The following is a 20,861-nucleotide window of genomic DNA, read 5'->3' on the forward strand; positions in this document are numbered from 1 at the left end:
TGGCTAAGCGTCATATCCCGGCAGGGCGCGGTCCAGTTGGCGCAGTGCGCCGGGCCAGGCCAGTTGCCCGCCCAGGCCGCGCGCGACCTGCATCTTGACCTCGTCCTGCGCCTCCTGCGGGGCGAACAGGACATTGTCGCGTCCGACGCTCAGGGCCATGACCTGCTGCTTACAGGCTCGCTCCAGATAGAACATGTTGATCCAGCACTCGGCCGCTGTGGCGCCGACCGCCAGGGTGCCGTGGTTGCGCAACAGCATCATCTTCTTGTCGCCGATGTCGGCGACCAGCCGCTCGCGCTCGTCCAGGTTCAGGGCGATGCCCTCGTAGTCGTGATAGGCCAGCATGGTTCGCACGATCAGCGCGTGCTGCGACAGCGGCAGCAGACCTTCCTTCTGCGCGGACACCGCCACGCCCTGATCCGAATGCAGGTGCATGACGAAATGAGCGTCGTCGCGCGCGGCGTGGATCGCCGAGTGGATTGTGAAGCCCGCCGGATTGATGAAGTACGGGGTCTCCTGGAGGATGTTGCCGTCCAGGTCGATCTTGACCAGCGACGAGGCCGTCATCTCGCCGAAGTACATGCCGTAGGGATTGATCAGGAACTGGTGTTCGGGGCCCGGCAGACGGGCGGAGATGTGGGTGTAGATGGCGTCGTCCCAGCCATGGAGCGCCACCAGCCGGTACAATGCGGCCAGATCGACCCGCGCCTGCCATTCCTCGGCGCTGACCTTGCCCTTTAGCGAGGCGACCCCCGCGAGCGAACCATCGGCCATGACGGCCTCCCTCTCATTGTTCGATCTTTATGATCGTTGTTCACCAGGGTCGCGCCGGGGACCGCGAGCGTCAAGCGGCGCCCGCTCTACTGTGAACGCTTGGCCGCCGCCTCCTGTCGGGCTCGCTTCAGCGCCTCGGGGTCGAGTTCCTCCGCCGCCGGTTGAGGCGCGGCGCGCTCCGTCTCGGCTTGGCGGTCGGCTGCGGCGCGCTCGTCGTCCGCGGCGGGGGGCTTCTGGGTCGACATGCTCGCCTCCTCGTTGGTCGGGGGATCAAGTCGCCAGCGCGTGGCGATGTTCCGCCTCAGGCGGTGGTCTTCACCCGCGCCACCGCATCGAGCCACCGCGCATAGGCCGCCTCGCGTTCGTGCAGGTTCAGGGCCGGCTCCAGCCGCTCGGTGGTCGGCCGGGCGGCGATGGCGGCCTCGAGGTCCGGATAAACGCCGGCTCCCAGCCCCGCGAACAACGCAGCCCCCAGAGCCGTCGTCTCCAGGTAACTCGCCCGGCCCACCGCCACGCCGGTCAGGTCGGCCAAGCGCTGGCTGAACCAGGCGCTGCGCGACATGCCGCCGTCGATGCGTAGCTCCACGTCGCGGCCGAAGGCGCCCGGCGCATCGGCGCGCATCGCTTCGATCAGGTCGCGCGTCTGCAGGGCGCAGGCGTCGAACGCCGCTTGGGCGATCTCGGCCAGGCCGGTGTCGCGGGTCATGCCGAACAGGGCGCCGCGGGCGCCCGCGTCCCACCACGGCGCACCCAGGCCGGTGAAGGCGGGCACCAGCACCACCCCGTGATCCTCACGCGCGCTCTGGGCCAGCTTTTCGACCCCGGCTCCGCCGCCGGGCACGCCGAGTCCCTCGTTCACCCACTGCAGCGCGGCGCCGGCGATGAAGATCGAGCCTTCAAGCGCATAGGTCGCGCGGCCGTTCAGCCGCGCAGCGACCGTGGTCAGCAGCCGCGAGCGCGACGGCGCCAGGTGCTCGCCGGTGTTGACCAGCATGAAGCAGCCGGTGCCGTAGGTGGCTTTCATCTCGCCGGCCCGCACGCAGCCCTGCCCCATAAGCGCGGCCTGCTGATCGCCGGCGACCCCGCGGATCGGTGTCGAGGCTCCCAGCACGTTCGTCCGCCCATAGTCATCGGCGCAGTCGAGCACCCGGGGCAGCAGCGACGCTGGAATGTCCAGCATTTCAAGCATTTCCGAAGACCAGTTCTGGGTCTTCAGGTCGAACAACATGGTGCGCGACGCGTTGGTCGCATCGGTCGCGTGCACCGCGCCGCCGGTCAGTTTCCAGATCACCCAGGCGTCCATGGTCCCGGCAAGCAGTTCGCCTGCCTGGGCCCGGCTTCGCGCGCCTTCGACCTCGCCCAGCATCCAGGCGATCTTCGTGCCGGAAAAATAGGGATCGAGCAGCAGACCGGTAATGCTGGTCACCAGCGGCTCCTTGCCCGCCGCTCGCAGCCGCTCGCAGGTCGGGGCGGTCCGGCGGTCCTGCCAGACGATGGCGCGGTGGATCGGCTTGCCGGTAACCTTGTCCCAGATCACCACCGTCTCGCGCTGGTTGGTGATGCCGATGGCGGCGACCTCCTCCGCCTGGCGACCGGCCTTGGCGATCGCCTCGCGCAGCACCGCGACGCTGGCCTCGTAGATTTCCTCTGCGTCGTGCTCGACCCAGCCGTCGGCCGGATAGAACTGCTCCAGCGGCCGGCTGGCCTCGGCCAGGGGCGCGCCCTTGGCGTCGAATAGAATCGCCCGGGTCGAGGTGGTGCCCTGGTCGAGCGCCAGGATCAGAGGTTCAGCCATCTTCCGCCCCCTTAAATCTCAAGGGCCGCGCGAGTCGCAGCGGCATGGTTCGCCGGTTGTAACCATGTTTTCATGCGCTCGGAGCAGATTCGCCGCGAACCTTGGGAAACGCGCTTGAGCCTGGCCGCCAAGACCGACGATCTCCTGAACCTGGCGCGCAGCCGTGCGCCGGCGGATCGCGAGCGGCTGCTGCTCTCAATCGTCGACCTGTGCGACGCCGGCGACGCTGCGGCGGGCCTGATGACGTCCCAGCCCATCCAGGCCCTGCTCAATTCGATCTTCATGAGCCTTGTGGTCGAGGCCGAGCGCGACATCCGCCGCCGTCTCTCCGAAAAACTCTCCTCTGCGCAATGGGCGCCTGCAGCCCTCATCAACGTCCTGGCGCTCGACGACATCGAGATCGCCCGCCCCGTGATCGCCGGCAGCCCGGTGCTCAAGGACCATGACCTCGTGCGCCTGCTGGTCGAGGCTACGATCGAGCACCAGATCGAGGTGGCGCGCCGCCCGAACATCGGCCCGCCCGTGGTGGCCGCCATCCTCCAGCAGAGCGAACCGGCGGTGCTGACAGCCCTGGCGGGCAATGTCAGCGCCGCGCTCAGCGAGCACGACATGCAGCGGCTCGTAAAAGCCGCCGAACGCACCGCGGCCCTGCGCTCTCCTCTCTCGCGCCACCCTGCCCTTTCCGACGACCTGGCGCGCCGGCTCTATCTTTGGGTCGGCCAGGCCCTGCGCCAGTCGCTGGTCGCCCGCTTCCGCCTAGACCCGACCGAACTCGACGCCGCGCTCGCCGCCTCGGTGCGCGAGGCCCACGCGGGCGCCTCGCTCGAGGAAGACGATCCCGTCCTCGCCCGCGACGGCGAGCGCGAGGAGATGGAGCGTCGCCTGATCGCCAAGCTCAACGGCGCCGGCCAGCTGCGCGCGGGCTACCTGATGCGCGCGCTCAAGGAGGGTCGCCTGACGCTGTTCCTCGCCGGCCTGGCGACGCTCGGCCGGTTCGAAGAGACCCAGGTCCGCCGCGCCGTCGATTCCGACCGTCCCGAACTCCTGGCCCTGGCCTGCGCCGCCGTGGGCATCGACCGCAGCGCCTTTCCGACCATCCTGACCAAGGTGCGCGAACTGAACGGCGGCAAGCCGGGCGGCGGGTCCGAGGGCGCGCGCCGCGCCAGCGGCGCCTTCGGCCCGTTCGAGCCCCATATCGCCGGCGCCGCCTTCCGGCAGACCGTGAACCCCGGTTGACGGATCGCCCGTTTCCCTGACTTCTGCGGGGAATGTTCAAGCCTGAGCCATTCGTGACCCGCCTGGCCTTCGCGGCCAGCGACCGCCCCGAGGCGCAAGAGGCCAAGGAGGCCCTGATCGCGCGCTACGGCCAGGCCTCCGACGAGGACGCCCAGGTGATCGTGGCCCTCGGTGGCGACGGCTTCATGCTGGAAACCCTGCACGAGAACCTGAAGAGCGGCCGGCCGATCTACGGCATGAACCGCGGCTCGGTCGGCTTCCTGATGAACGAGTACAGCGAAGAGGCCCTGCTGGACCGGATCAATGCCGCCGAGCGGGCGGTCATCCATCCGCTGTCCATGAAGGCGATGGACGCGGCAGGCGTCCAGCACAGCGCCTTGGCGATCAACGAGGTCTCGCTGCTGCGTCAGACGCGCCAGACCGCCAAGTTGCGCATTTCCATCGATGGCAAGGTTCGGCTGGGCGAGCTCTCCTGCGACGGCGCGCTTGTCGCCACCCCGGCCGGCTCGACCGCCTACAACCTCTCGGCCCACGGCCCGATCATCCCCCTCGACGCCAAGGTGCTGGCCCTGACGCCGATCAGCGCCTTCCGGCCCCGCCGCTGGCGCGGAGCGCTGCTGGCCCACACAGCCAAGGTCACCTTTGAAATCCTGGAGGCCGACAAGCGGCCGGTCAGCGCCGTGGCCGACAACTTCGAAGTCCGCGACGTGATCGAGGTGCAGATCGCCGAAAACCGCGACGTGGCCCTTCACATGCTTTTCGACGCGGGCCGCAGCCTTGAGGAAAGAGTTCTCGCGGAACAATTTTCCGTTTGATTACAGCTGGTTCTAAGCATCATCCGTTGTTAACGCATGGCTTTTAAGGTTTCCGGGCAGTCCTAGGAGGCGCGTTGTGAGCCAGCAGAATCCGGTCATCCAGCCCCCCAATCTTCGTCTGAAGGTCGGCGGTCGGTTCGGCGCTATCGATCCCGCGGCCATCGCCAAGGCCGAGGCGGCGCTGAAGAGCCTGTCCGGCAACTTCGCCCAGTGGCTTTCCGACGAAGTCGTCAAACTCGACGCCGCGCGCCAGCGCGTGCGCGACGAAGGCGTGACCGCCGAAACCATGGAGACTCTCTACCTGCGCGCTCACGACCTCAAGGGCCTGGGCGCGACCTACGAGTTCCCGCTGATCACGCGCATCGGCGCTTCCCTGTGCCGGCTGATCGATGACAAGGAAAAGCGTCTGTCGGTCTCGCTGCCGTTGGTCGACGCCCATATCGACGCGATCAAGGCCGCCGTCCGCGACGACATCAAGACCGACGACCATCCGGTCGGGCGTATCTTGATCGAAGAACTTGAACGCAAGGTCGCCGCAGCGGCCTGAGGCCGCTACATCACCCGCTCCAGCGGTTCCTCCACGACGCCGTAGCCGGCGTCCGGCGGCAGGACCAGCACCTTGCCGCGCTCACGATCCTGTATCTGCGGCTCGACCGTGACCAGCCGGCGCGCCTGCGCCCGCGTCACGCAGTCATCCGCCCCGCTCGCCTCGGCCAGCAGTTGCAGGTTCATGCGGGTCGGGAAGATCACCTTCCGCTCGCCCGCCTCCGCCATCCGCAACGCCTCGGCCGGCGCGATCCACTCGGCGTCCACCGTTTCCCGCCCGTCGCACGCCGCCAGTTGATCGTCCGGCGCGGTCGCCGCATAGAACCAGGTGTCGAAACGCTTGGGCGTCAGCGGCGGGGTGATCCACCGCGCGAAAACCGTCAGGGCCTCCAGGTCGATCATCACCCCCAGCTCGCGAACCACGTCGAGGAAGGCCAGTTCGCCGGCATCGACCTTCAGACGCACGTCCAGGCTGGCGCTCTCGCCCGAGATCGGGGAACCGTCCGCGCCCCGCCCCAGCAGGATGCCGGCCTCCTCGAACGCCTCACGGATCGCCGCGATGCGCAGCACCCGCTGCTCGGCGTCGAAGCGCGACCACCCGATGGCGCGGTCTTCCCAGGCCGGATCATGGTCGCCGGCGTGGCTCTTGCCGCCCGGAAACACCAGCGCGCCCGAGGCGAAGTCGATCTGGTGATGCCGCTTGACCATCAGCACCTCGAAGGCGGGGTCGTCGCGCAGCAGCAGTATGGTGGCGGCGGGCTTGATGTCAGAGGCGCTCATGGCGCCAGCTTGGGAGCCGGCGCCAGCTCGCGCAAGTGTGACGTCGGGTCAGGCCCGCGCGGCGCTATGCGCCTGCCGCGCTTCGCTGGAAAGTCGGTCCATCTTGTCGAGCAGGTAGTCGACGTCGTCGCGGCCTGCGACCACCGTCTGGGTCAGGAACCGCTGCAGCATCCGCTCCTGAAACCGCTCGCGGTCGCGCGCGCCGCCATCGAACTCCATCGAGTGATAGGTGTCCACTCCGGCCCGGAACGCTGCGTACAGCCGCGCCGGCAACCCAGCCCGATCGTAGATCGCCTTCAGCCCCAGCGGTCCGGCGTCGTGGATCATCAACCAGGTCCGGTGGTGCGGCACGCTGGCCAGTTCCGCCAGCCCCCACTCCAGGAAGGTCATGTGGCCGTGCGCCAGGGCGCGCAGCAGCAGCGAGGGGGTCAGACGCTGGTTGCGGTGCAGGTGGCTGACGAAGCCCTTTACGTCCGGCGTGCGGCCGGCTTCATCGACCAGGTCGACCGTGGCCCGCTCGGCCGCTGCGGTGGCGATCTCCAGCGCCAATTCGGCCGAGATCTGGTGATGGTTCAGCAGATGGTCGCGCACAGTGTCGCTGACCAGCGTCACCAGCTTCTCAGTGACCGATAACGGCAGCGCCTTGCGATAGGCCAACGCGGCCAGCACCCGTTCCGAGGCGTCGAAGCGCTGGACCACGATCTGCAGGGTCTGTTCGGCGACGTCGGCGTTGTCGTTGGCGCACAGCGCTTCGACGGCCCGCTCCGAGCCCTGCTCGACGATGGCGTGCGACACCTGTTCGGAAACCCGCGGCCGCTTGGCGATCACCACCTGGCGCACCGCACCGCCCGTCCGCACGATCTCGACCAGGTCCGCGTCGGTAAAGGCTGGCGAGGCGCTCAGGATCGGCAGGCAGACGCTCTCGACGTCCCGCGCCAGGCGCAGGGCGACGTCGCGCGGCACGAGCGGCGAATTCTTCAAGGTGACGGACAGCGCCTCGCGGACCCGCTCGGCGACATCGTGGACCATGACCCGCAGGATCTCGTGCGCCCGCTCGCGGTCCTCGTCGCTGAGCTTGGCTCCGTCGAGCGTGCGGCAAATCTTCTGCGCGGCCGCAGCCCGCTCGTCGGGCGTCGCGCCCCTGACCAGCGTGCGGATATCGTCGTCCGTCAGCGCCGCCCGCGTCGTCGCCATGTCCCTTGCCCCTAGGTCGGGACCGAAGGCCCCGCCAATGGATAATCGATAGTTAAGCTTAATGAACGGTTGCGCGCGGATCGGGGGATTTACGCTGCGCCGTAACCTGTCGCCAACCCTGCCTCGGTAGGGTTGACGCTTGCCGCCAAGGGATGGGTCCATGCTGCTCGAGATCGACAAAACCGACGCCCTGGCCGGGCGGGCGGTCACTCAGCAGGCCCTCGACACCCAGACCTCGTTGCTGCCCTACGCCCTGGCCGCCTTCGCAGTCAGCTTGCCCTTCTACGTCTGGACGGGATCCATGGCCGCGAACGCGGTCTGGATGACCGGCACCTTCGCGATCTTCGCCGCCGCCTGGGGCCTGTTCTACGTCGTGGTGAACTGGCTGAAGCGCCCGGACGTAGTCGTCAACCTTCAACGGCGGGCCTGGCTGCACATCCTCTCAGGCCTGATCTGGTCGGCGGCCATCGCCCAGATCGCCGCCTTCGCCGACGGAGCCGGCCCCGGCCGCGGGCCCCTTCTGGTGATGTCCGTCGCCGCGGCGGTGCTGGTGATCTTCTTCACCTCCCCCTGGCTCCCCAGCCTGCTGATCGTCGGCTCCGCCACCGCCGCCGGCCCGCTCTTCTTCCTCTACCGCTCCCCGGACGACCGGCCCCTGGCCAATGTGGCCTGGGGCGCGATCGCGCTGGCCCTGGCCCTGGCCCTGATCGTCAATCGCCTCCTGCGCCGTCAGTTCGCCCTCGCCGCCGAGCGCGAACACCTCATCGCCGAGCGCGCCGGCCAGATGGACCAGGCCCAGCGCCTGGCCCAGTCGAAGTCCGACCTGCTGGCCACGCTCAGCCACGAAATCCGCAACGGCCTGACCGGCGTCGCCCACGTGCTCGCCGCGGCCGCCGGCCGCAACGGCCGCGCCGCGCCTTCGCGCGAGCAACTGCAAGCCGCACTGGACGCAGCCAACGACCTGCTGGCCGTGCTTAACACCACGCTCGACTCCGAAACCGCCGAGGCCGGCCGTCTGGAGGTCGACCGCGATCCGTTCGACGCCGTCGCCCTGATCCGCGACCTGGTGATCCTCAACCGCCCCAACGCGGCGACGAAGGGGCTGGAGCTCTCGCTGCACGTCAGCCCGGACCTGACCGCGCTCGACCGTGGCGCGACCGTCGCCGACGCCCATCGCGTACGCCAGATCCTCGCCAACCTGCTGGGCAACGCTCTTAAGTTCACGGTGCGCGGCCGGGTCGAGGCGCGGGTCGAGCTCACCGCCGCGGGCCTCCTGGCCATCGAGATCGCCGACACCGGCCCGGGCCTCGCCCGGGAAGAGCTGGAACAGGCCTTCGAACCCTTCAACCGCATCGCGCGGACCAGCGCCGGCACTTCCGGCGCCGGCCTGGGCCTGTCCCTCTCGCGCCGCTTGGCCCGGCTGATGGGTGGAGAGCTGTCGGCCCACAGCGCCGTCGGCGTCGGCTCGTGCTTCCGGCTGGAGCTTCCCTTTGACGACATGGCCCTGCCCGAACGCTCGGCCGAAGCGGTCGCCGACGCGCCGACGCTGGTGACTGCGGCGGCCGAGCCGCTGCGCCAGCTCCGGGTGCTCATCGCCGAAGACGACGCCCTCAACGCGGCCATGCTGCGCGCCGTGATCGAACAGCTCGGCCACCAGGTGGTCCACGCCGTCGACGGCCGCCGCGCCGTCGACTTGGCGCGGGTCTGTGAGTTCGATCTGCTGATGATCGACGGCCGCATGCCCAACCTCGACGGCCCGGCCGCCATCGCCGCGATCCGCAAGCTGGACGGCGAAAGCGCCGTGGTGCCGATCGTCGCCGTGATCGGCGGCGACGCCGACGAAGCCCAGGAATGCGTCGACTCCGGCGCGGACGCAGTACTTCGCAAGCCTGTCAGCGTGAACGCCGTGGCCCGGGCCATCGCCGAGGCTGTCGCCGCCGAGCGCGAGGACGACCGCCCCCTGCGCGCCTTCGCGTGATGCGGCGCCTGACGCCCCGGCGCCCTTGAGGCGTTGCCGACCTCTCGCCAAGATGCCCGCAATCATAATCGCGGGAGGAACGGCGGATGTTGCTGCAGGGACTGAAGGTCGTCGAGTTCGCCTCCTACATCGCCGCCCCCGGCGCGGCCGGCGTCCTGGCCGACTGGGGCGCGGAGGTGATCAAGGTCGAGCGGCCCGAGGGCGACCCCATGCGGTACGTCTTCGGCGACGCCAAGGGCGAAATTTCCGGCAATCCGACCTTCGGTCTCGACAATCGCGGCAAGCGGGCGATCGTGCTCGACATCTCCAAGCCGCAGGGGCGCGACGCCCTCGCCCGGCTGGCCGCCCAGGCCGACGTCTTCCTGACCAATGTCCGCCCCGCGGCCCTCAAGCGCGCCGGTCTCGACGAAGCGACGCTGCGCGCGGCCAATCCCCGCCTGGTCTACGCCATGGTCACCGGCTATGGCCTGGAAGGCCCCGATGCGGCCAAGCCGGGCTTCGACGTCACCGCCTTCTGGTCGCGCGCGGGCGTCGCCCACATGCACGCGCCGAAGGGATCGGACCCGTTCATCCTACGCACCGGCGTCGGCGACCACACCACCTCGCTGGCCACGGTCTCGGCGATCCTCGCCGCGCTCTACGAGCGCGAACGCACCGGCCACGGCCGCGTCGTCCAGACCTCGCTGCTGGCGACAGGCATCTACTCGGTCGGCTCCGACCTGGCCGTCCAGCTCGCTTTCGGCAAGCTCGCCTCGAACCGCCCGCGCACCGCGCCGTTCGACCCGCTGGCCAACTTCTACCGCAGCCGCGACGGTCGCTGGTTCGTGCTCAACCCGCGCGGCGCCAGCAACGACTGGCAGGTGCTGTGCGAGATCTTCGAGCGCCCCGACCTCCCCAAGGACGAACGCTTCGCAACGGGCCGCGTGCGACGCATCCACAGCGCCGAACTAGTGGCCGAACTTGATCTCGCCTTCAACGCTCTGGACTTCGACGAGATCGCCCGCCGCCTCGACGCCGCCGACCAGGTCTGGGCGCCTGTGCAGTCGCCCGCCGAGGTCGCCGCCGATCCCCAGGCTGCGGCGGCCGGCGCCTTCGTCGAGATCGACGACGGCAAGGGCGGCGCCTACCGCTCTCCCGCCGCTCCGGCGCTCTTCCCCGGCATAGAGTCCGGCCGCCGCCCGGCTGCACCGCAGCTCGGCGAACATACCCGCCAGGTGCTGGCCGAGGCCGGATATTCGCCGCAGGAGATCGAGGCTCTTGTCGCCGACGGCGCCGCGGCCTAGCTCCGCACGCGCTTGGCGAAGCCGATCATGCTCTCGGCGGCTGCCTCAGGAACAGCCGCTGAAGGCCGTGGATCAGACCGACCGGAAAGGTGGTCTCGTGATGCGTGCCCTCGATGACGTCGCCCCGCAGCTCCAGGCCGCGATAGTTGCGGGAGCGCAACTGCTCTACGAAGGCCTGCTGGTCGCCGACCATGTCCACCTCGGCGCCATATTGTGGCCGCTCCAGCCCGCCGACCGTGAAATAGATCTTCGCCGGCAGCGCCTTGTGCGTTCTGGCGTACTCGGCCTCGGCGCGGAACAGCTCGCGCTTGGCGTACCACAGAGACGGACTGGTCAGGATGTAGGCGTCGAAAAGGGTCGGCTCGTTCAACGCCACCCAGGCCCCGAACAGTCCGCCATAGGACTGTCCGGCCAGCACCCGACGCGCCGGATCGACACGGTAGCGCTCCTCGACCAGAGGCATGGCCTCGGTCTTCAGGAACTGGAGGTAGCGGGCCGCCCCGCCGCTGGTCCCCGGATACTTCGGATGCGGCCACGGGGTCAGGTCCTCCCGCCGGTTGACCGCCGGATCCGTCCCCTCCGCATACGACACCCCGACCAGGATCGCTTCCTCCAGGCGCTTCTGGTTGTAAGGCACGCGGGTCACGCCCGATGTCACTTGGAACGTGTAGGGGCCATCGGTCAGATAGATCACCGGGTAGCGGCGTTGCGCGCTCTCCGACAGATCGTAGGACGCCGGGAGCTTCACATAGATGTCGTAGGTCCGCCCCAGCGTCTTCGATGCGATGGCGTGGACTGCGCTGCGCTCGACCTCGAAAGGCCGCTCGACCGGCGCGGCGCGTTCGGGCGCCTGGCCCCGCGCCGCCTGCAGCGCCGCCGCCGTCCCCAGCCCGCCCAGCAACACACCCAATCCGGCGGCGATCATCAAACGCACACGACGTCTCCTCGAACCTTGCCCCTCCACGCGCGGGATTCGAGCCGCAGCGCCATCGGCGGCCGATCACTTTGACTTGCGGGGCGCCTAGCTCGCCTTGTCGCGGGCCTCGGACAGGACCCGCAGCATCTCGCTGGTGAACAGCGATCCGGTCGCCCGCAGGCTGGAGCTGGCGTCGTCGTCCGCCTTGCTGCCGCGCAGGATCAGGTCGACCACCGCGTCCTGACTGGCCTGCAGCGCCTGCTGGCGGGCCGAGGCGTACTGGATGAACCCGGGCTCCTCGACGGGGCGTGCGGCCGGCGCGGCGCCGCCCAACCCGCCAGTCCGGGTCAGGTTGGCGTAGACTTCCGAGACCGTCGCGGGCCGGCCGTCACGATAGAAGATCGAACGGTTGGCGCTCGCCGCCTCAGGGAACAGCCCTGCGGCGCTGGCGCCTGGCTGGCTGCGGACCGCCTCGATCAACCGGGCCGACCCTTGAGGGCCCAGGAAGTGGGCCGCATAGAGCTCGCCTGCCGTCGGGGTGCGGCCCACCCGCCCCCGCAAATAGGAGGCATGGTCCGAGGTCAGCTCCCCGGCCATCAGGGAGGCGGCGTGGGGATCCATCCGCAGGTCCATCACCGCCTTGCGCGCCTCGGCGCCCGCCACGCGATAACGCCCGTCCGCCCCCCTGGTGATCAGCTCCGCATAGCGGGCGTAGCCATACTTCGCGCCATGTTGCTTCAGGGTCGAAAGCCAGGTCTGCTCGACGAACTGGAAGAGTCCGGCGGCGGACGACGAGGCCGCCTTGGCCTTGGGATTGTAGCCGCTCTCGCGATGCGCCGTGCGCATCAGGAACGTGAAGTCGACGCCGGTGGCGTTGGAAGCGCGCTGAATCGCGGCTTCCACAGCTCCCCTGATTCCCTGGATCGACATGGGTCAGGTGTCGCCGCTTATGGTTAACGCGCCGCTAACCATGTTCCCCCGACCGACGCAGGATGGTCACCGGCCCGCCATGGTTGCGCTTCCCCAAGGTCAAGCTCCAGCCACGATCGCGGCGCGACCCTTTGTTTCAGCGACGAAAGAAACAAAGGGAGGTCGCCATGGTCATCCGTCAATTCCTGCCGCTCGCCGCCGGGCACGCCGCGCCGCGCGCCCGGCGTTCGCCGGCCGTCACCGCGGCGATCACGCTCTCGGTGCTGATCCACGGCGGGCTCGCCGCTTATCTCGCCGTGAAGACCTGGACCCCGCCCGACGCCTCCCAGATCGCCGAACCGCCGATCCCGAAGGTCTGGATCGTCACGCCGCAAATCGTCGACCCGCCGGTCACGCCGCCCAAGGCCAGGCCAGCGGCCGTCACCCCGCGGGTCCCCGTCCCGCCCGACACGAGCATTCCGGCGCCGACCCCGATACCGATACCGCCCTCGCCTGCGCAGCCGCCGCTGGTTCCACCGACCGCGATTGCGCCGCCGTCCCCGCCGACGCCCGCCCCGGTCATCGTCTCGCCCAACTGGCTCAAGCGCCCGGGCGCCGGCGAGTTCGCCCGCTTCTACCCGGACTCGGCCCAGCGCCGCGGGATCGACGGGGCGGCGACCATCGTCTGCCAGGTCAGCGCGGCCGGCCTGCTCAGCAGTTGCTCGGTGGCGCGTGAAACGCCGGCGGACGAAGGCTTCGGCCGCGCCGCCCTGAAGCTCGCCCCGTTCTTCCGGATGAGCCCGATGACGCGGGACGGCCAGCCGGTCGAGGGGGGGACGGTGCAGATCCCGATCCGCTTCAACCTCGGCTGACGGACGGACAAGAAAGAGAGCCCGGCGCGGAAGGCGCCGGGCCCATTTCCGTCGTGCTCAGCGCTCAGGCCGGCACGGCCAGGCTCGACCGGCGACGGCTGCGAAGGACGCCGCCCACCAGGCCGAAGCCCGTGATCATCATCGCCCATGTCGCTGGCTCAGGCACGCCGCCGAAGCCGCGGCTGTTGAGCGCGCCGACCAGTGACGTCGAGGCGACCGTCCCGCTGGCGACGAAGGCCAGCCGCAGCGAATTGATCGTAGCGCCCGCGCCGAGGCCGAAAGCGTCAAGGTCGAGAGCCACGGCGTTCAGCGAAAACCCGCCTGCATTGAAGCCGGTGCCGCTGGTCGGATAGGTGTGGGTCACGCCGTTGATGGTGACTGTGAACGAGTCCGGGACCCCCAGCTCGAACAGCACCAGGTCGTTGCCCGCGCCATTGACGACCACATTGTCGGTGAAACCCAGGTCCACATAGGCGCCCGGACTGAACGAGAAGGCGTACGTGCCCGGATCAGTGTCGGTCAGCACCGAGGCTAGCGAGCCGCCGACAACCGTATACGAGCCGGACGAGCCCAGCAGGCTGTCGGCGAAGGCGTTGTTGTCGAAGTTGTAGCCCCCGACAGACACGGCGGCCTGCGCCGACGTCGCCAAGGCTGCAGCGCAAAGTGCGCCGGTAAGCGTGACAAGAGCTTTCATTGGAATCTCCTGAACAGCCAGCGCCGCATGGATGCGGTTCGGCTACAGGATACTCCTCGACGAACGCCGTTCCACGAATTGTTAACGACAATTCACCTTTTCATCTCAAGGGTGCAGATCAGTAGCTCTTGGGCAGGCCCAGCACACGTTCTGCTAGGTAGTTCATGACCATCTCGCGGCTGATCGGGGCGATGCGTGCGATCATCGCCTCGCGGAAATAGCGCTCGACGTGGAACTCCTTGGCGTAGCCCATGCCGCCATGGGCCAGGACCGCCGCCTCGCAGGCATGGAAGCCGGCTTCCCCGCCCAGGTATTTGGCCGCGTTGGCCTCTGCCCCGCACTCCCGCCCGGCGTCGAACAGCGCGGCGGCCTTGAACGCCATCAGGTTCGCCGCCTCCAACTCGGCCCAGGACTTCGCGAGCGGGTGGGCCACGCCCTGGTTCTGGCCGATCGGGCGGCCGAACACGATCCGCTCCTTGGCGTAGGTCGCCGCCCGCGCCAGGGCTGCGCGCCCCAGCCCCACGGCCTCGGCTGCGAACAGCACCCGCTCGGGATTCAGGCCGTCGAGCAGATAGTAGAATCCCCGCCCCTCTTCCCCGATCAGGTCTCCGGCCGGGACCTCCAGGTTGTCGATGAAGACGCTGTTGGATTCGACGGCCTTGCGGCCCATCTTCGGGATCACTGTCGCGCTGATCTTCGAGCGGTCGAAGTCGGTATAGAAGAGGCTGAGGCCTTCAGTGGCCTTGCGGACCTGATCCTTCGGCGTGGTGCGCGCGATAATCAGCATCTTGTTGGCTCGCTGAGCCATGGTGGTCCACACCTTGCGGCCCGAGATCACATAGCCGTCGTTCGTCCGCACCGCCCGGGTGGTCAGGCTTGTGGTGTCGAGGCCGGAGTCCGGCTCGGTGATGCCGATGCAGATCTTGTCCTCGCCGGACATCAGGCGCGGTATCGCCCGGTTCCTGAGTTCCTCGCTGCCATACCTGACGATAGGCATCGGCCCGAAGATGTTCAGGTGCATGGCGCTGGCCCCCGAAAAGCCCGCCCCCGACTGCGTCACGGCCTGCATGACCAGCGCCGCCTCGGTCAGGCCCAGCCCCGCCCCGCCGAGCTCGGTCGGCATGGCCGTGCCCAGCCAGCCGCCCGCCGCCATGGCCGCGACGAATTCCTCTGGGAAGTCACCAGTCTCGTCGGTTTTCCGCCAGTAGTCCGCATCGAACTGGGCGCAGAGCCGCGAAACGCTCTCGACGATGGCTTCCTGTTCGTCGTTCAGCCAGAAGCCGCTCATCGCATTCCTCGCTAATTGGCGTCGAACCGCGCCGGACTCAGTCGCTCGGCATAGGGGCCGGCCTCCCCCTCCGTCACGCAAGCGACGATCAGCCTGGCCACCAGCGGCGCCAGCAGCCAACCGTTGCGCCGCGCGCCTGCAGCCAGCAGCACGCCGTGGTGGCGTCCGCGCCCGACCAGCGGCAAGCCGTCCGGCGTGGCGGCCCGCACCCCCGTCTCCGCTGCAAACCGGGCCTCGGCAAGCTGCGGGAACAACCGCGCGCCCGCCGCCTGCAGCGGCGCGACCTGCTCGGGCTCCACGGCCCGATCCTCGACCCCGGCCTGCATGGTTGCCCCGACCGTCAGCCCGCCCGGCGCGCCGGTGACGTAGGCGCCTGGCCCGCGCACCACCACGCCGCGATAGTCGACGTCGCGGGTGCGCAGGATGTGTCCCTTGATCGGCGACAGCTGCGACAGCTCCGGCGCCACCACCGCAAGGTCGCGCCCGCCGCCGGTGGCGATCACCAGTCGCTCGCCGCCCTCGAAGCCGGTGGCCGCCGCCGACCGGAACTCGACGCCAGCCGCCTCGGCGGCCCTCCGCAGGGCCGCAAGGGTCGGCCCGGCTTCGATCCGCCAGTCCTCGCGCACCAGCAGGCCGCGGCCCCACTCCGGCGCGAGGCCCGGCGCCAGGCCGTCCAGCGCCCGACGCTCCAGCTCGGCCGGATGCAGACCCAGACCGTGCAGCCGCCCGTCCACGCCCGACAGATAGGCGGGATCGCCCGTCGCCACCGCGCCGGACCGGTCGACGACGACGCCGATACGCGCCTCCAAGGCCGGCCACAGGTCCCGGGCCGCCAGCAGCAGGTCGAAGTGCGGCGCGGCCGCGGCGTCCAGCACCGCCTCGAAGACCGGCGCCAGCATGCCGGCCGCCACGCCCGAGGCGTTGTCGCCCGGTCCGGCCGGATCATAGACGGTGACCTGCGCCCCGGCGTCCGCCAGAGCCAGCGCGGTGGTCAGGCCGAGCGCGCCGGCCCCGGCCACGGTGATCTTCGCGCCTTTGGTCATAGCCCTAACGAAAGGGCTTCGGCCTCAAAATCAAGGGGCCTGCGGCGCCGGTTCCGTCTCCCGGCGCGGGGAGGCGGACTCATTGGCGCCGGAACAGAACCTCCAGCCCCTGGATCACGTCCTCCATCAGCGTCGAGTCCTCGGCCGCGCCATCGGCGAGGGTGAGCGAGGCCGCCCCATGGCCGCAGGCCCAGACCGCCAGCGCCACCTTGTGGATCAGGTCCGGGTCGACGCCCTGCTGGCTTGGCGCCTTGCCGATCAGTTCCTCCAGCATGGCGAAGGCGCTGTCGCGAGCCCCCGCCACCTCAGGGTCGGTCATCAGCGTCGCGTCGAACATCAGTTCGTAGAGTGCAGGTTGCGCTCGGGCGAAGGCGAAATAAGCCAGGGCCGTGGTACGGATCGGCGTCTCGGTCGAGGCTTGCTCGGCCGCCTCGCGCAGGCTCTCCTCCAGTTCGCGGAAGCCGTTGGCCGCCAGTCCGGCCAGCAGCGCCGCCTTGGAGGCGTAGTGGTGATAGACCGAGCCCGCCGCGATCCCGGCTCGCGCCGCCAAAGCCCGTAGGTTCAGCTCGCTGCGCCCCCCGCTCTCCAACAGGGCGCGCGCCTCCTCAAGCAGTTGGATGCGCAGATTGCCTACATGATAAGGTCGCCGGCGCGGCGCCCCGCCCTGCACCCACGGCATCAGACTACCCCCTCGCGCCCGCCGGCCCCGAGGTCGCAGACCAGCCGCGGCAGGAAGACCGTCGGCCAGATCACCAGCGCGAGATTCGGCAGGAACCAGGCCGGGTCGAACTCGCCGAGCAGCGTCCAGTAGGCCACCGCCATCAGACCGGCCACCATCGTCAGGATCAGCGAGATCAGCGCCAGGGGCTTCCACAGCCGGTCGCCCCGACGCGCCGCGCGCACCGCCGCCAGGCCCGTCAGTGAAAAGGCCAGGTCGATGGGGAGGAAGGACCAGTTCCAGGCCGCTACCCGCGGCTCGTCGTACCCCGCGTACATCAGCGATGGCGGCAGGGCGATGAGGCCCGCCACGCTTGCCCCGGCCACAAGCCAATAGGCCAGGAACGCGAGATCGGTGATCGTCAGGGCCGCCGATAGGCTGCGAGTCATGGCGCTCCTCCCAGGTGAACGATGTTCACCAGCTTGTCGTCGCTTGTCGATAGCATCGGCGCCCGAAATCAGGCGGCGCGCGCGCTCGCCGCCGTGTCCAGCGCCCGCTCGAGCACCTCGAACAGGCGCGCGATCTCCAGCGGCTTGGGCAGGAAATCGTCCATGCCGGCCTCGGCGTATTCGGCGACCTGATGAGCCATGGCGTTGGCGGTCAGGGCGACGATGGGCGTGCGCGGCCTTCCCTCGGCCGCCTCGCAGGCGCGGATCATCCGGGCCGCCGTCGGCCCGTCCATTCGCGGCATCTGCACGTCCATCAGCACCAGGTCCCAAGGCTCGCGCGCCCAGGCCTCCAGCGCCTCAGCCCCGTCGCCGACGATCACCGGCGCAACCCCAACCTGCTCGAGCAGGGTCCGCAGCACCAGCTGATTGACAGGGTTGTCCTCCGCGGCCAGCACCCGCAGCGTGACAGGCGCTTCCGCCTGCGCCAGGCCGTCCCTCGGATGGACCGCCGCGGCCGGCGCCCGGGGACTCGCAACCCGCTCCAGCGGCAGCGTCACCACGAAGGTCGCTCCCTCGCCCGGCGTGCTGGCGACCTCGACCGTTCCGCCCATCATCCCCGTCAGTTCGCGGCAGATGGCCAGACCCAGCCCCGTGCCGCCGAACCGCCGCGTCGTGGAGGCGTCGGCCTGCTCGAACTTCGAGAACAGCGCTGCCTGCCGGTCCGCCGGAATGCCGATCCCGGTGTCACTCACCGCCAGCCGCAGCGCCCCGTCGCGCCGGGCGGCCTCCACCCGCACCGCGCCCCGTTCGGTGAACTTCAGGGCGTTGGAGAGCAGGTTGTAGAGGATCTGCCGGATCCGCGTGGAATCTCCGCGATAGACGCCACGCGCGGCCGGATCGATGGCCAAGGAAAAGTCCAGCCCCTTCGCCTTGGCGATCGCCGCGAAGGCCGCATGGGCGCCGCGCGCCAGCGCCTCGATGTCGAACTCGGCTTCTTCCAGTTCCAGCTTGCCGGCTTCGATCTTCGACAGGTCCAGCACGTCGTTGAGGATCGCCAGCAGGGTCTCGCCCGACTGCCGGATGACGTCCAGCCGCTCTCGCTGCTGACCGGCCAGGGCGGCGTCAGCTCCCATCGCCTGGGCCATGCCCAGCACCCCGTTCAGCGGCGTACGGATTTCGTGGCTCATGGTGGCCAGGAAGGCGGACTTGGCCCGGTTGGCCGCCTCGGCCTCCTCCTTGGCCTGCACCAGCGCCTTCTCGGCGGCCTTTCGCTCGGTGATGTTCTGCAGCGCTCCGACCAGGCGGAGCGGCCGTCCTTTGGCGTCCGTGAACAACCGGGTGGCGCCCATCGCCCAGACCTCGCGGTCGTCGCCGCGCACGACGCGATACTCCGGCTTCGGCCCTTCCACGCCCGCCAGATAGGCCTCCCAGGACGCCTCCACCGCCGGGCGGTCGCGCGGATCGATGGTGCGGAACAGGTCGCCTTCCAGTTCCTCGAAGGTCTTCGGCTCGGTGAAGAAGGTGTCCTCGGCGCCGACCTTGATCAGTTCGCGGCGCACATAATCCATCTCGAAGACGTGGACGTCGGCGATCTCCATCGCCAGCTTCAACCGCTCTTCCGAGCGCTCGGTCGCCTCCAGCGCCTCGACCATGTCGGTGATCTCATGGCTGGCCAGGATCATCCCGCCCACAGCGCCGTCCGCCGTGCGCCAAGGCGCGAGTTCGGCGCGATACCAGCGCACCGAGCCGTCGTCCTGCGGGATCGGAAAGCGCTCGGCCTTGATGCACTCGCCGGCCAGCACCCGCTCGTAGGTTTCGCGCCAGGGCGAGAACTCCCGCGGCGCCAGATCATAGACCGAGCGGCCCTCGATCTCCTGGCCGTCCAGCTCCAGCGTCGTCACCCAACGCGGGCTGGCGCGCAGGACCTGCAGGTCGCGGTCGGTCAGCACCACCGCGACCGGCATCGCCTCGATCATCGCCGCCAGGGTTGCCCGCACCGCGTCGCGCTCCCGGCGGCTTTCTTCCCGGGCGCGCCGGGCCTGGGCCCGTTCCCAGTCGTCGGCCACGAACTGCGCCAGATCGTCCAGGCGCGCGGCCAGCTTGGCGTCGAAGGCCAGCGGCTCGCATCCGCCCACCGCCAGCACGCCCGGCGTCGTGCCGTCCCCCAGCCGGATCGGCGCGCCGACGTAGAACCTCAGATGCGGGGGCCCCGTCACGACCTTCAGGTCGGCGAACCTGGCGTCGAGCCGCGCATCCTCGACCCAAAGAAGCTCGCCGCACTTCAGCACGGTCTCGGCGCCGGGGTCGCGGATCTTGCGGACTTCCAGTTCGACTTCGCGGCTGCGCCACACCTCGCCGTCGCGCATCAGGATGACCTGGGCGTCCAGCGCCCCGAACAGGGCCTTCGCCAGCCGCGTGGCGCGGTCGCAAACGGCCTGGGAAATCTCCAGACCGAACGGACGCCGCTCGTCCGCTCCGCTAACCATCCGCCCTGCTCCGCCCTTATGACCGGCGGAATTGTGGGCGCCTCAGGGTTAAGGCCGCATTGAACCGGTCAGGCGCGCGCCGTCGCCGCCGGCCAGGACCAGCCGGCGAATTCCCGCGGATGGATGAACTCGGGCCTGAACCAGGGCCGCTCGCGCGCGTCGAAGATCGAGGCCAGCCACTCGGCGACCTTGGCCACGCGCCCGGCCTTCACCGCATCGCGATGGTGGCACAGCCACAGGGTCGAGGTGGCCAGCGGCGGAATGTCCAGCATCACCAGGTCCGGCGCCAGCGGCGCGATCGCCGTCGGGATCGCCCCGATTCCCGCGCCTTGCTGAATGGCGTGCAGCATCAGCGTCGACGAGTTCACGATCATCGACGGGGCCGAAAGTTCAATGAAGGCCGAGGTTTTTGCGCCCCATTGACCGCGTTTTGCGACCTGGGCGGAGTGATAGATGAACCTGTGGCCCACCGCCGCCTCGATCCGCGTGGGCGCCCCATACGTTTGCAGATAGTCCTTAGAAGCGAACAGCGCGTAATGCAGGCTGGCCAAAGGGGTAGCGGCCAGTTCCGGCGCGCCGCCTGCGTCCGTGAGTTGCACCGAAAGGTCGACGTGCGCGTCCACCGGGTTCTCGGGATAGAATCCGCAGTCCAGACCCAGCCTGATCCCGGGGTTCTCGCGCACGAACTCGGCGACCTCCGGCCCGATGACATAGCCGCCGATCCCTTCCGGGGCGGCGATGGTCACTTCACCCTCATGAGGTGTCTCGTTATCGAGAGACAACCGCTCGATATCGAGCGACGCCCGCTGCATGGTCAACGCCCGGTCGTAGACCAGCTCCCCTGCGCGGGTCAGCGTAACCCCACGCAGGCCACGATCGAACAGCCGCCCGCCGAGGCGAAGTTCAAGGTCCTCTATTCGTCGCGTGACCGTAGGTTGTGTGGTGCGCAACCGGCGGGCCGCGGCCCCGAAGCTCCCGGTCTGAGCTGCGGCGACGAAGGTTTTGATGTCGTCCCAGTCGGCGTGCCCGCCGTCACCATTGTCCATTCGGCACCTTAAGGCCGTGGTGCCCCCATACGAACTTCGAGGCTGCACATCGAAGAACTGACGCTCTACCAAATCTCATCTTCGCACAAGAAGGCGTCG

Annotated in this window: 20 protein-coding genes; 6 read left to right on the forward strand and 14 right to left on the reverse strand. The window is 69.3% G+C overall.

The window, feature by feature from the left end; translation table 11 throughout:
- Positions 1-3: 3 nt before the first annotated feature.
- The 3 genes from ACE3T2_RS16880 to glpK all read right to left on the reverse strand — a co-directional run bounded on the left by ACE3T2_RS16880 (position 4) and on the right by glpK (position 2,569).
- Positions 4-774: a class II aldolase/adducin family protein gene (locus tag ACE3T2_RS16880; RefSeq protein WP_374659430.1), complete on the reverse strand. Its 771-nt coding sequence runs from the start codon at positions 772-774 to the stop codon at positions 4-6.
- Between the two features lie 86 nt (positions 775-860).
- Complete coding sequence (locus tag ACE3T2_RS16885) at positions 861-1,019, reverse strand: hypothetical protein (protein ID WP_374659432.1); 159 nt, start codon at positions 1,017-1,019, stop codon at positions 861-863.
- A gap of 56 nt (positions 1,020-1,075) precedes the next feature.
- The gene (gene glpK / locus ACE3T2_RS16890) at positions 1,076-2,569 is read right to left on the reverse strand and encodes a glycerol kinase GlpK (protein WP_374659434.1); all 1,494 of its coding nucleotides are present in this window, start codon (positions 2,567-2,569) and stop codon (positions 1,076-1,078) included.
- 114 nt (positions 2,570-2,683) lie between these two features.
- Here glpK and ACE3T2_RS16895 point away from each other — a divergent pair, with 114 nt between their 5' ends.
- From ACE3T2_RS16895 to ACE3T2_RS16905, 3 genes are all read left to right on the forward strand, one after another.
- Positions 2,684-3,805 (forward strand): DUF2336 domain-containing protein, encoded by a 1,122-nt coding sequence (locus ACE3T2_RS16895; RefSeq protein ID WP_374659436.1) that lies wholly within the window; start codon positions 2,684-2,686, stop codon positions 3,803-3,805.
- 32 nt (positions 3,806-3,837) lie between these two features.
- Positions 3,838-4,620 (forward strand): NAD kinase, encoded by a 783-nt coding sequence (locus ACE3T2_RS16900; RefSeq protein WP_374659438.1) that lies wholly within the window; start codon positions 3,838-3,840, stop codon positions 4,618-4,620.
- Between the two features lie 76 nt (positions 4,621-4,696).
- Positions 4,697-5,167, forward strand: coding sequence for an Hpt domain-containing protein (locus ACE3T2_RS16905; RefSeq protein WP_374659440.1), 471 nt, complete (start codon positions 4,697-4,699; stop codon positions 5,165-5,167).
- A 5-nt stretch (positions 5,168-5,172) separates the two neighbouring features.
- On the opposite strand, the gene ACE3T2_RS16910 is transcribed toward ACE3T2_RS16905, so the two are convergent.
- Positions 5,173-5,946, reverse strand: coding sequence for an NUDIX hydrolase (locus ACE3T2_RS16910; RefSeq protein WP_374659442.1), 774 nt, complete (start codon positions 5,944-5,946; stop codon positions 5,173-5,175).
- A gap of 48 nt (positions 5,947-5,994) precedes the next feature.
- Positions 5,995-7,140 carry a DUF2336 domain-containing protein gene (locus ACE3T2_RS16915; RefSeq protein WP_374659444.1) on the reverse strand — a complete coding sequence of 382 codons (1,146 nt, stop codon included), beginning with the start codon at positions 7,138-7,140 and terminating at the stop codon, positions 5,995-5,997.
- 160 nt (positions 7,141-7,300) lie between these two features.
- On the opposite strand from ACE3T2_RS16915, the gene ACE3T2_RS16920 reads away from it, so the two are divergent.
- Together ACE3T2_RS16920 and ACE3T2_RS16925 are read left to right on the forward strand one after the other, a co-directional pair.
- Entirely contained in the window at positions 7,301-9,118 is a 1,818-nt protein-coding gene (locus tag ACE3T2_RS16920; RefSeq protein WP_374659446.1) for an ATP-binding protein, read from the forward strand.
- A gap of 86 nt (positions 9,119-9,204) precedes the next feature.
- Positions 9,205-10,401: a CaiB/BaiF CoA transferase family protein gene (locus ACE3T2_RS16925; RefSeq protein ID WP_374659448.1), complete on the forward strand. Its 1,197-nt coding sequence runs from the start codon at positions 9,205-9,207 to the stop codon at positions 10,399-10,401.
- A 25-nt stretch (positions 10,402-10,426) separates the two neighbouring features.
- Here the strand turns inward: ACE3T2_RS16925 and ACE3T2_RS16930 are convergent, their stop codons facing one another.
- Positions 10,427-11,326, reverse strand: a complete 900-nt coding sequence (locus ACE3T2_RS16930; protein WP_374659557.1) for an alpha/beta hydrolase — start codon at positions 11,324-11,326, stop codon at positions 10,427-10,429.
- A 96-nt stretch (positions 11,327-11,422) separates the two neighbouring features.
- Positions 11,423-12,247: a transglycosylase SLT domain-containing protein gene (locus tag ACE3T2_RS16935; protein ID WP_374659450.1), complete on the reverse strand. Its 825-nt coding sequence runs from the start codon at positions 12,245-12,247 to the stop codon at positions 11,423-11,425.
- A gap of 167 nt (positions 12,248-12,414) precedes the next feature.
- Between ACE3T2_RS16935 and ACE3T2_RS16940 the strand changes: the two genes are divergently transcribed.
- On the forward strand, positions 12,415-13,098 hold the full coding sequence (locus ACE3T2_RS16940; protein ID WP_374659452.1) for an energy transducer TonB: 684 nt from the start codon (positions 12,415-12,417) through the stop codon (positions 13,096-13,098).
- 64 nt (positions 13,099-13,162) lie between these two features.
- Here the strand turns inward: ACE3T2_RS16940 and ACE3T2_RS16945 are convergent, their stop codons facing one another.
- From ACE3T2_RS16945 to ACE3T2_RS16975, 7 genes are all read right to left on the reverse strand, one after another.
- Positions 13,163-13,792 (reverse strand): PEPxxWA-CTERM sorting domain-containing protein, encoded by a 630-nt coding sequence (locus tag ACE3T2_RS16945; protein WP_374659454.1) that lies wholly within the window; start codon positions 13,790-13,792, stop codon positions 13,163-13,165.
- A 118-nt stretch (positions 13,793-13,910) separates the two neighbouring features.
- Positions 13,911-15,080 carry an acyl-CoA dehydrogenase family protein gene (locus ACE3T2_RS16950; protein ID WP_374659456.1) on the reverse strand — a complete coding sequence of 390 codons (1,170 nt, stop codon included), beginning with the start codon at positions 15,078-15,080 and terminating at the stop codon, positions 13,911-13,913.
- 11 nt (positions 15,081-15,091) lie between these two features.
- Positions 15,092-16,123: an NAD(P)/FAD-dependent oxidoreductase gene (locus ACE3T2_RS16955; RefSeq protein WP_374659458.1), complete on the reverse strand. Its 1,032-nt coding sequence runs from the start codon at positions 16,121-16,123 to the stop codon at positions 15,092-15,094.
- Between the two features lie 79 nt (positions 16,124-16,202).
- The gene (locus tag ACE3T2_RS16960; protein ID WP_374659460.1) at positions 16,203-16,802 is read right to left on the reverse strand and encodes a TetR-like C-terminal domain-containing protein; all 600 of its coding nucleotides are present in this window, start codon (positions 16,800-16,802) and stop codon (positions 16,203-16,205) included.
- Positions 16,802-17,230: a DUF5360 family protein gene (locus ACE3T2_RS16965; RefSeq protein WP_374659462.1), complete on the reverse strand. Its 429-nt coding sequence runs from the start codon at positions 17,228-17,230 to the stop codon at positions 16,802-16,804. Before ACE3T2_RS16965 ends, ACE3T2_RS16960 begins: the two co-directional genes overlap by 1 nt.
- A gap of 68 nt (positions 17,231-17,298) precedes the next feature.
- Complete coding sequence (locus ACE3T2_RS16970) at positions 17,299-19,716, reverse strand: ATP-binding protein (protein ID WP_374659464.1); 2,418 nt, start codon at positions 19,714-19,716, stop codon at positions 17,299-17,301.
- A gap of 68 nt (positions 19,717-19,784) precedes the next feature.
- Positions 19,785-20,762: a LysR family transcriptional regulator gene (locus tag ACE3T2_RS16975; protein WP_374659466.1), complete on the reverse strand. Its 978-nt coding sequence runs from the start codon at positions 20,760-20,762 to the stop codon at positions 19,785-19,787.
- Positions 20,763-20,861: the final 99 nt, after the last annotated feature.

It is taken from the genome of Phenylobacterium sp. (assembly GCF_041919955.1).
Taxonomy (GTDB): domain Bacteria; phylum Pseudomonadota; class Alphaproteobacteria; order Caulobacterales; family Caulobacteraceae; genus Phenylobacterium.

Coding starts and splice junctions, on each gene's coding strand:
- ACE3T2_RS16880 (WP_374659430.1), bottom strand. CDS start 774: ATGGCCGATGGTTCGCTCGCGGGGGTCGCCTCGCTAAAGGGCAAGGTC.
- ACE3T2_RS16885 (WP_374659432.1), bottom strand. CDS start 1,019: ATGTCGACCCAGAAGCCCCCCGCCGCGGACGACGAGCGCGCCGCAGCC.
- glpK (WP_374659434.1), bottom strand. CDS start 2,569: ATGGCTGAACCTCTGATCCTGGCGCTCGACCAGGGCACCACCTCGACC.
- ACE3T2_RS16900 (WP_374659438.1), top strand. CDS start 3,838: ATGTTCAAGCCTGAGCCATTCGTGACCCGCCTGGCCTTCGCGGCCAGC.
- ACE3T2_RS16910 (WP_374659442.1), bottom strand. CDS start 5,946: ATGAGCGCCTCTGACATCAAGCCCGCCGCCACCATACTGCTGCTGCGC.
- ACE3T2_RS16915 (WP_374659444.1), bottom strand. CDS start 7,140: ATGGCGACGACGCGGGCGGCGCTGACGGACGACGATATCCGCACGCTG.
- ACE3T2_RS16920 (WP_374659446.1), top strand. CDS start 7,301: ATGCTGCTCGAGATCGACAAAACCGACGCCCTGGCCGGGCGGGCGGTC.
- ACE3T2_RS16925 (WP_374659448.1), top strand. CDS start 9,205: ATGTTGCTGCAGGGACTGAAGGTCGTCGAGTTCGCCTCCTACATCGCC.
- ACE3T2_RS16930 (WP_374659557.1), bottom strand. CDS start 11,326: ATGATCGCCGCCGGATTGGGTGTGTTGCTGGGCGGGCTGGGGACGGCG.
- ACE3T2_RS16935 (WP_374659450.1), bottom strand. CDS start 12,247: ATGTCGATCCAGGGAATCAGGGGAGCTGTGGAAGCCGCGATTCAGCGC.
- ACE3T2_RS16940 (WP_374659452.1), top strand. CDS start 12,415: ATGGTCATCCGTCAATTCCTGCCGCTCGCCGCCGGGCACGCCGCGCCG.
- ACE3T2_RS16945 (WP_374659454.1), bottom strand. CDS start 13,792: ATGAAAGCTCTTGTCACGCTTACCGGCGCACTTTGCGCTGCAGCCTTG.
- ACE3T2_RS16950 (WP_374659456.1), bottom strand. CDS start 15,080: ATGAGCGGCTTCTGGCTGAACGACGAACAGGAAGCCATCGTCGAGAGC.
- ACE3T2_RS16955 (WP_374659458.1), bottom strand. CDS start 16,123: ATGACCAAAGGCGCGAAGATCACCGTGGCCGGGGCCGGCGCGCTCGGC.
- ACE3T2_RS16960 (WP_374659460.1), bottom strand. CDS start 16,802: ATGCCGTGGGTGCAGGGCGGGGCGCCGCGCCGGCGACCTTATCATGTA.
- ACE3T2_RS16965 (WP_374659462.1), bottom strand. CDS start 17,230: ATGACTCGCAGCCTATCGGCGGCCCTGACGATCACCGATCTCGCGTTC.
- ACE3T2_RS16970 (WP_374659464.1), bottom strand. CDS start 19,716: ATGGTTAGCGGAGCGGACGAGCGGCGTCCGTTCGGTCTGGAGATTTCC.
- ACE3T2_RS16975 (WP_374659466.1), bottom strand. CDS start 20,762: ATGGACAATGGTGACGGCGGGCACGCCGACTGGGACGACATCAAAACC.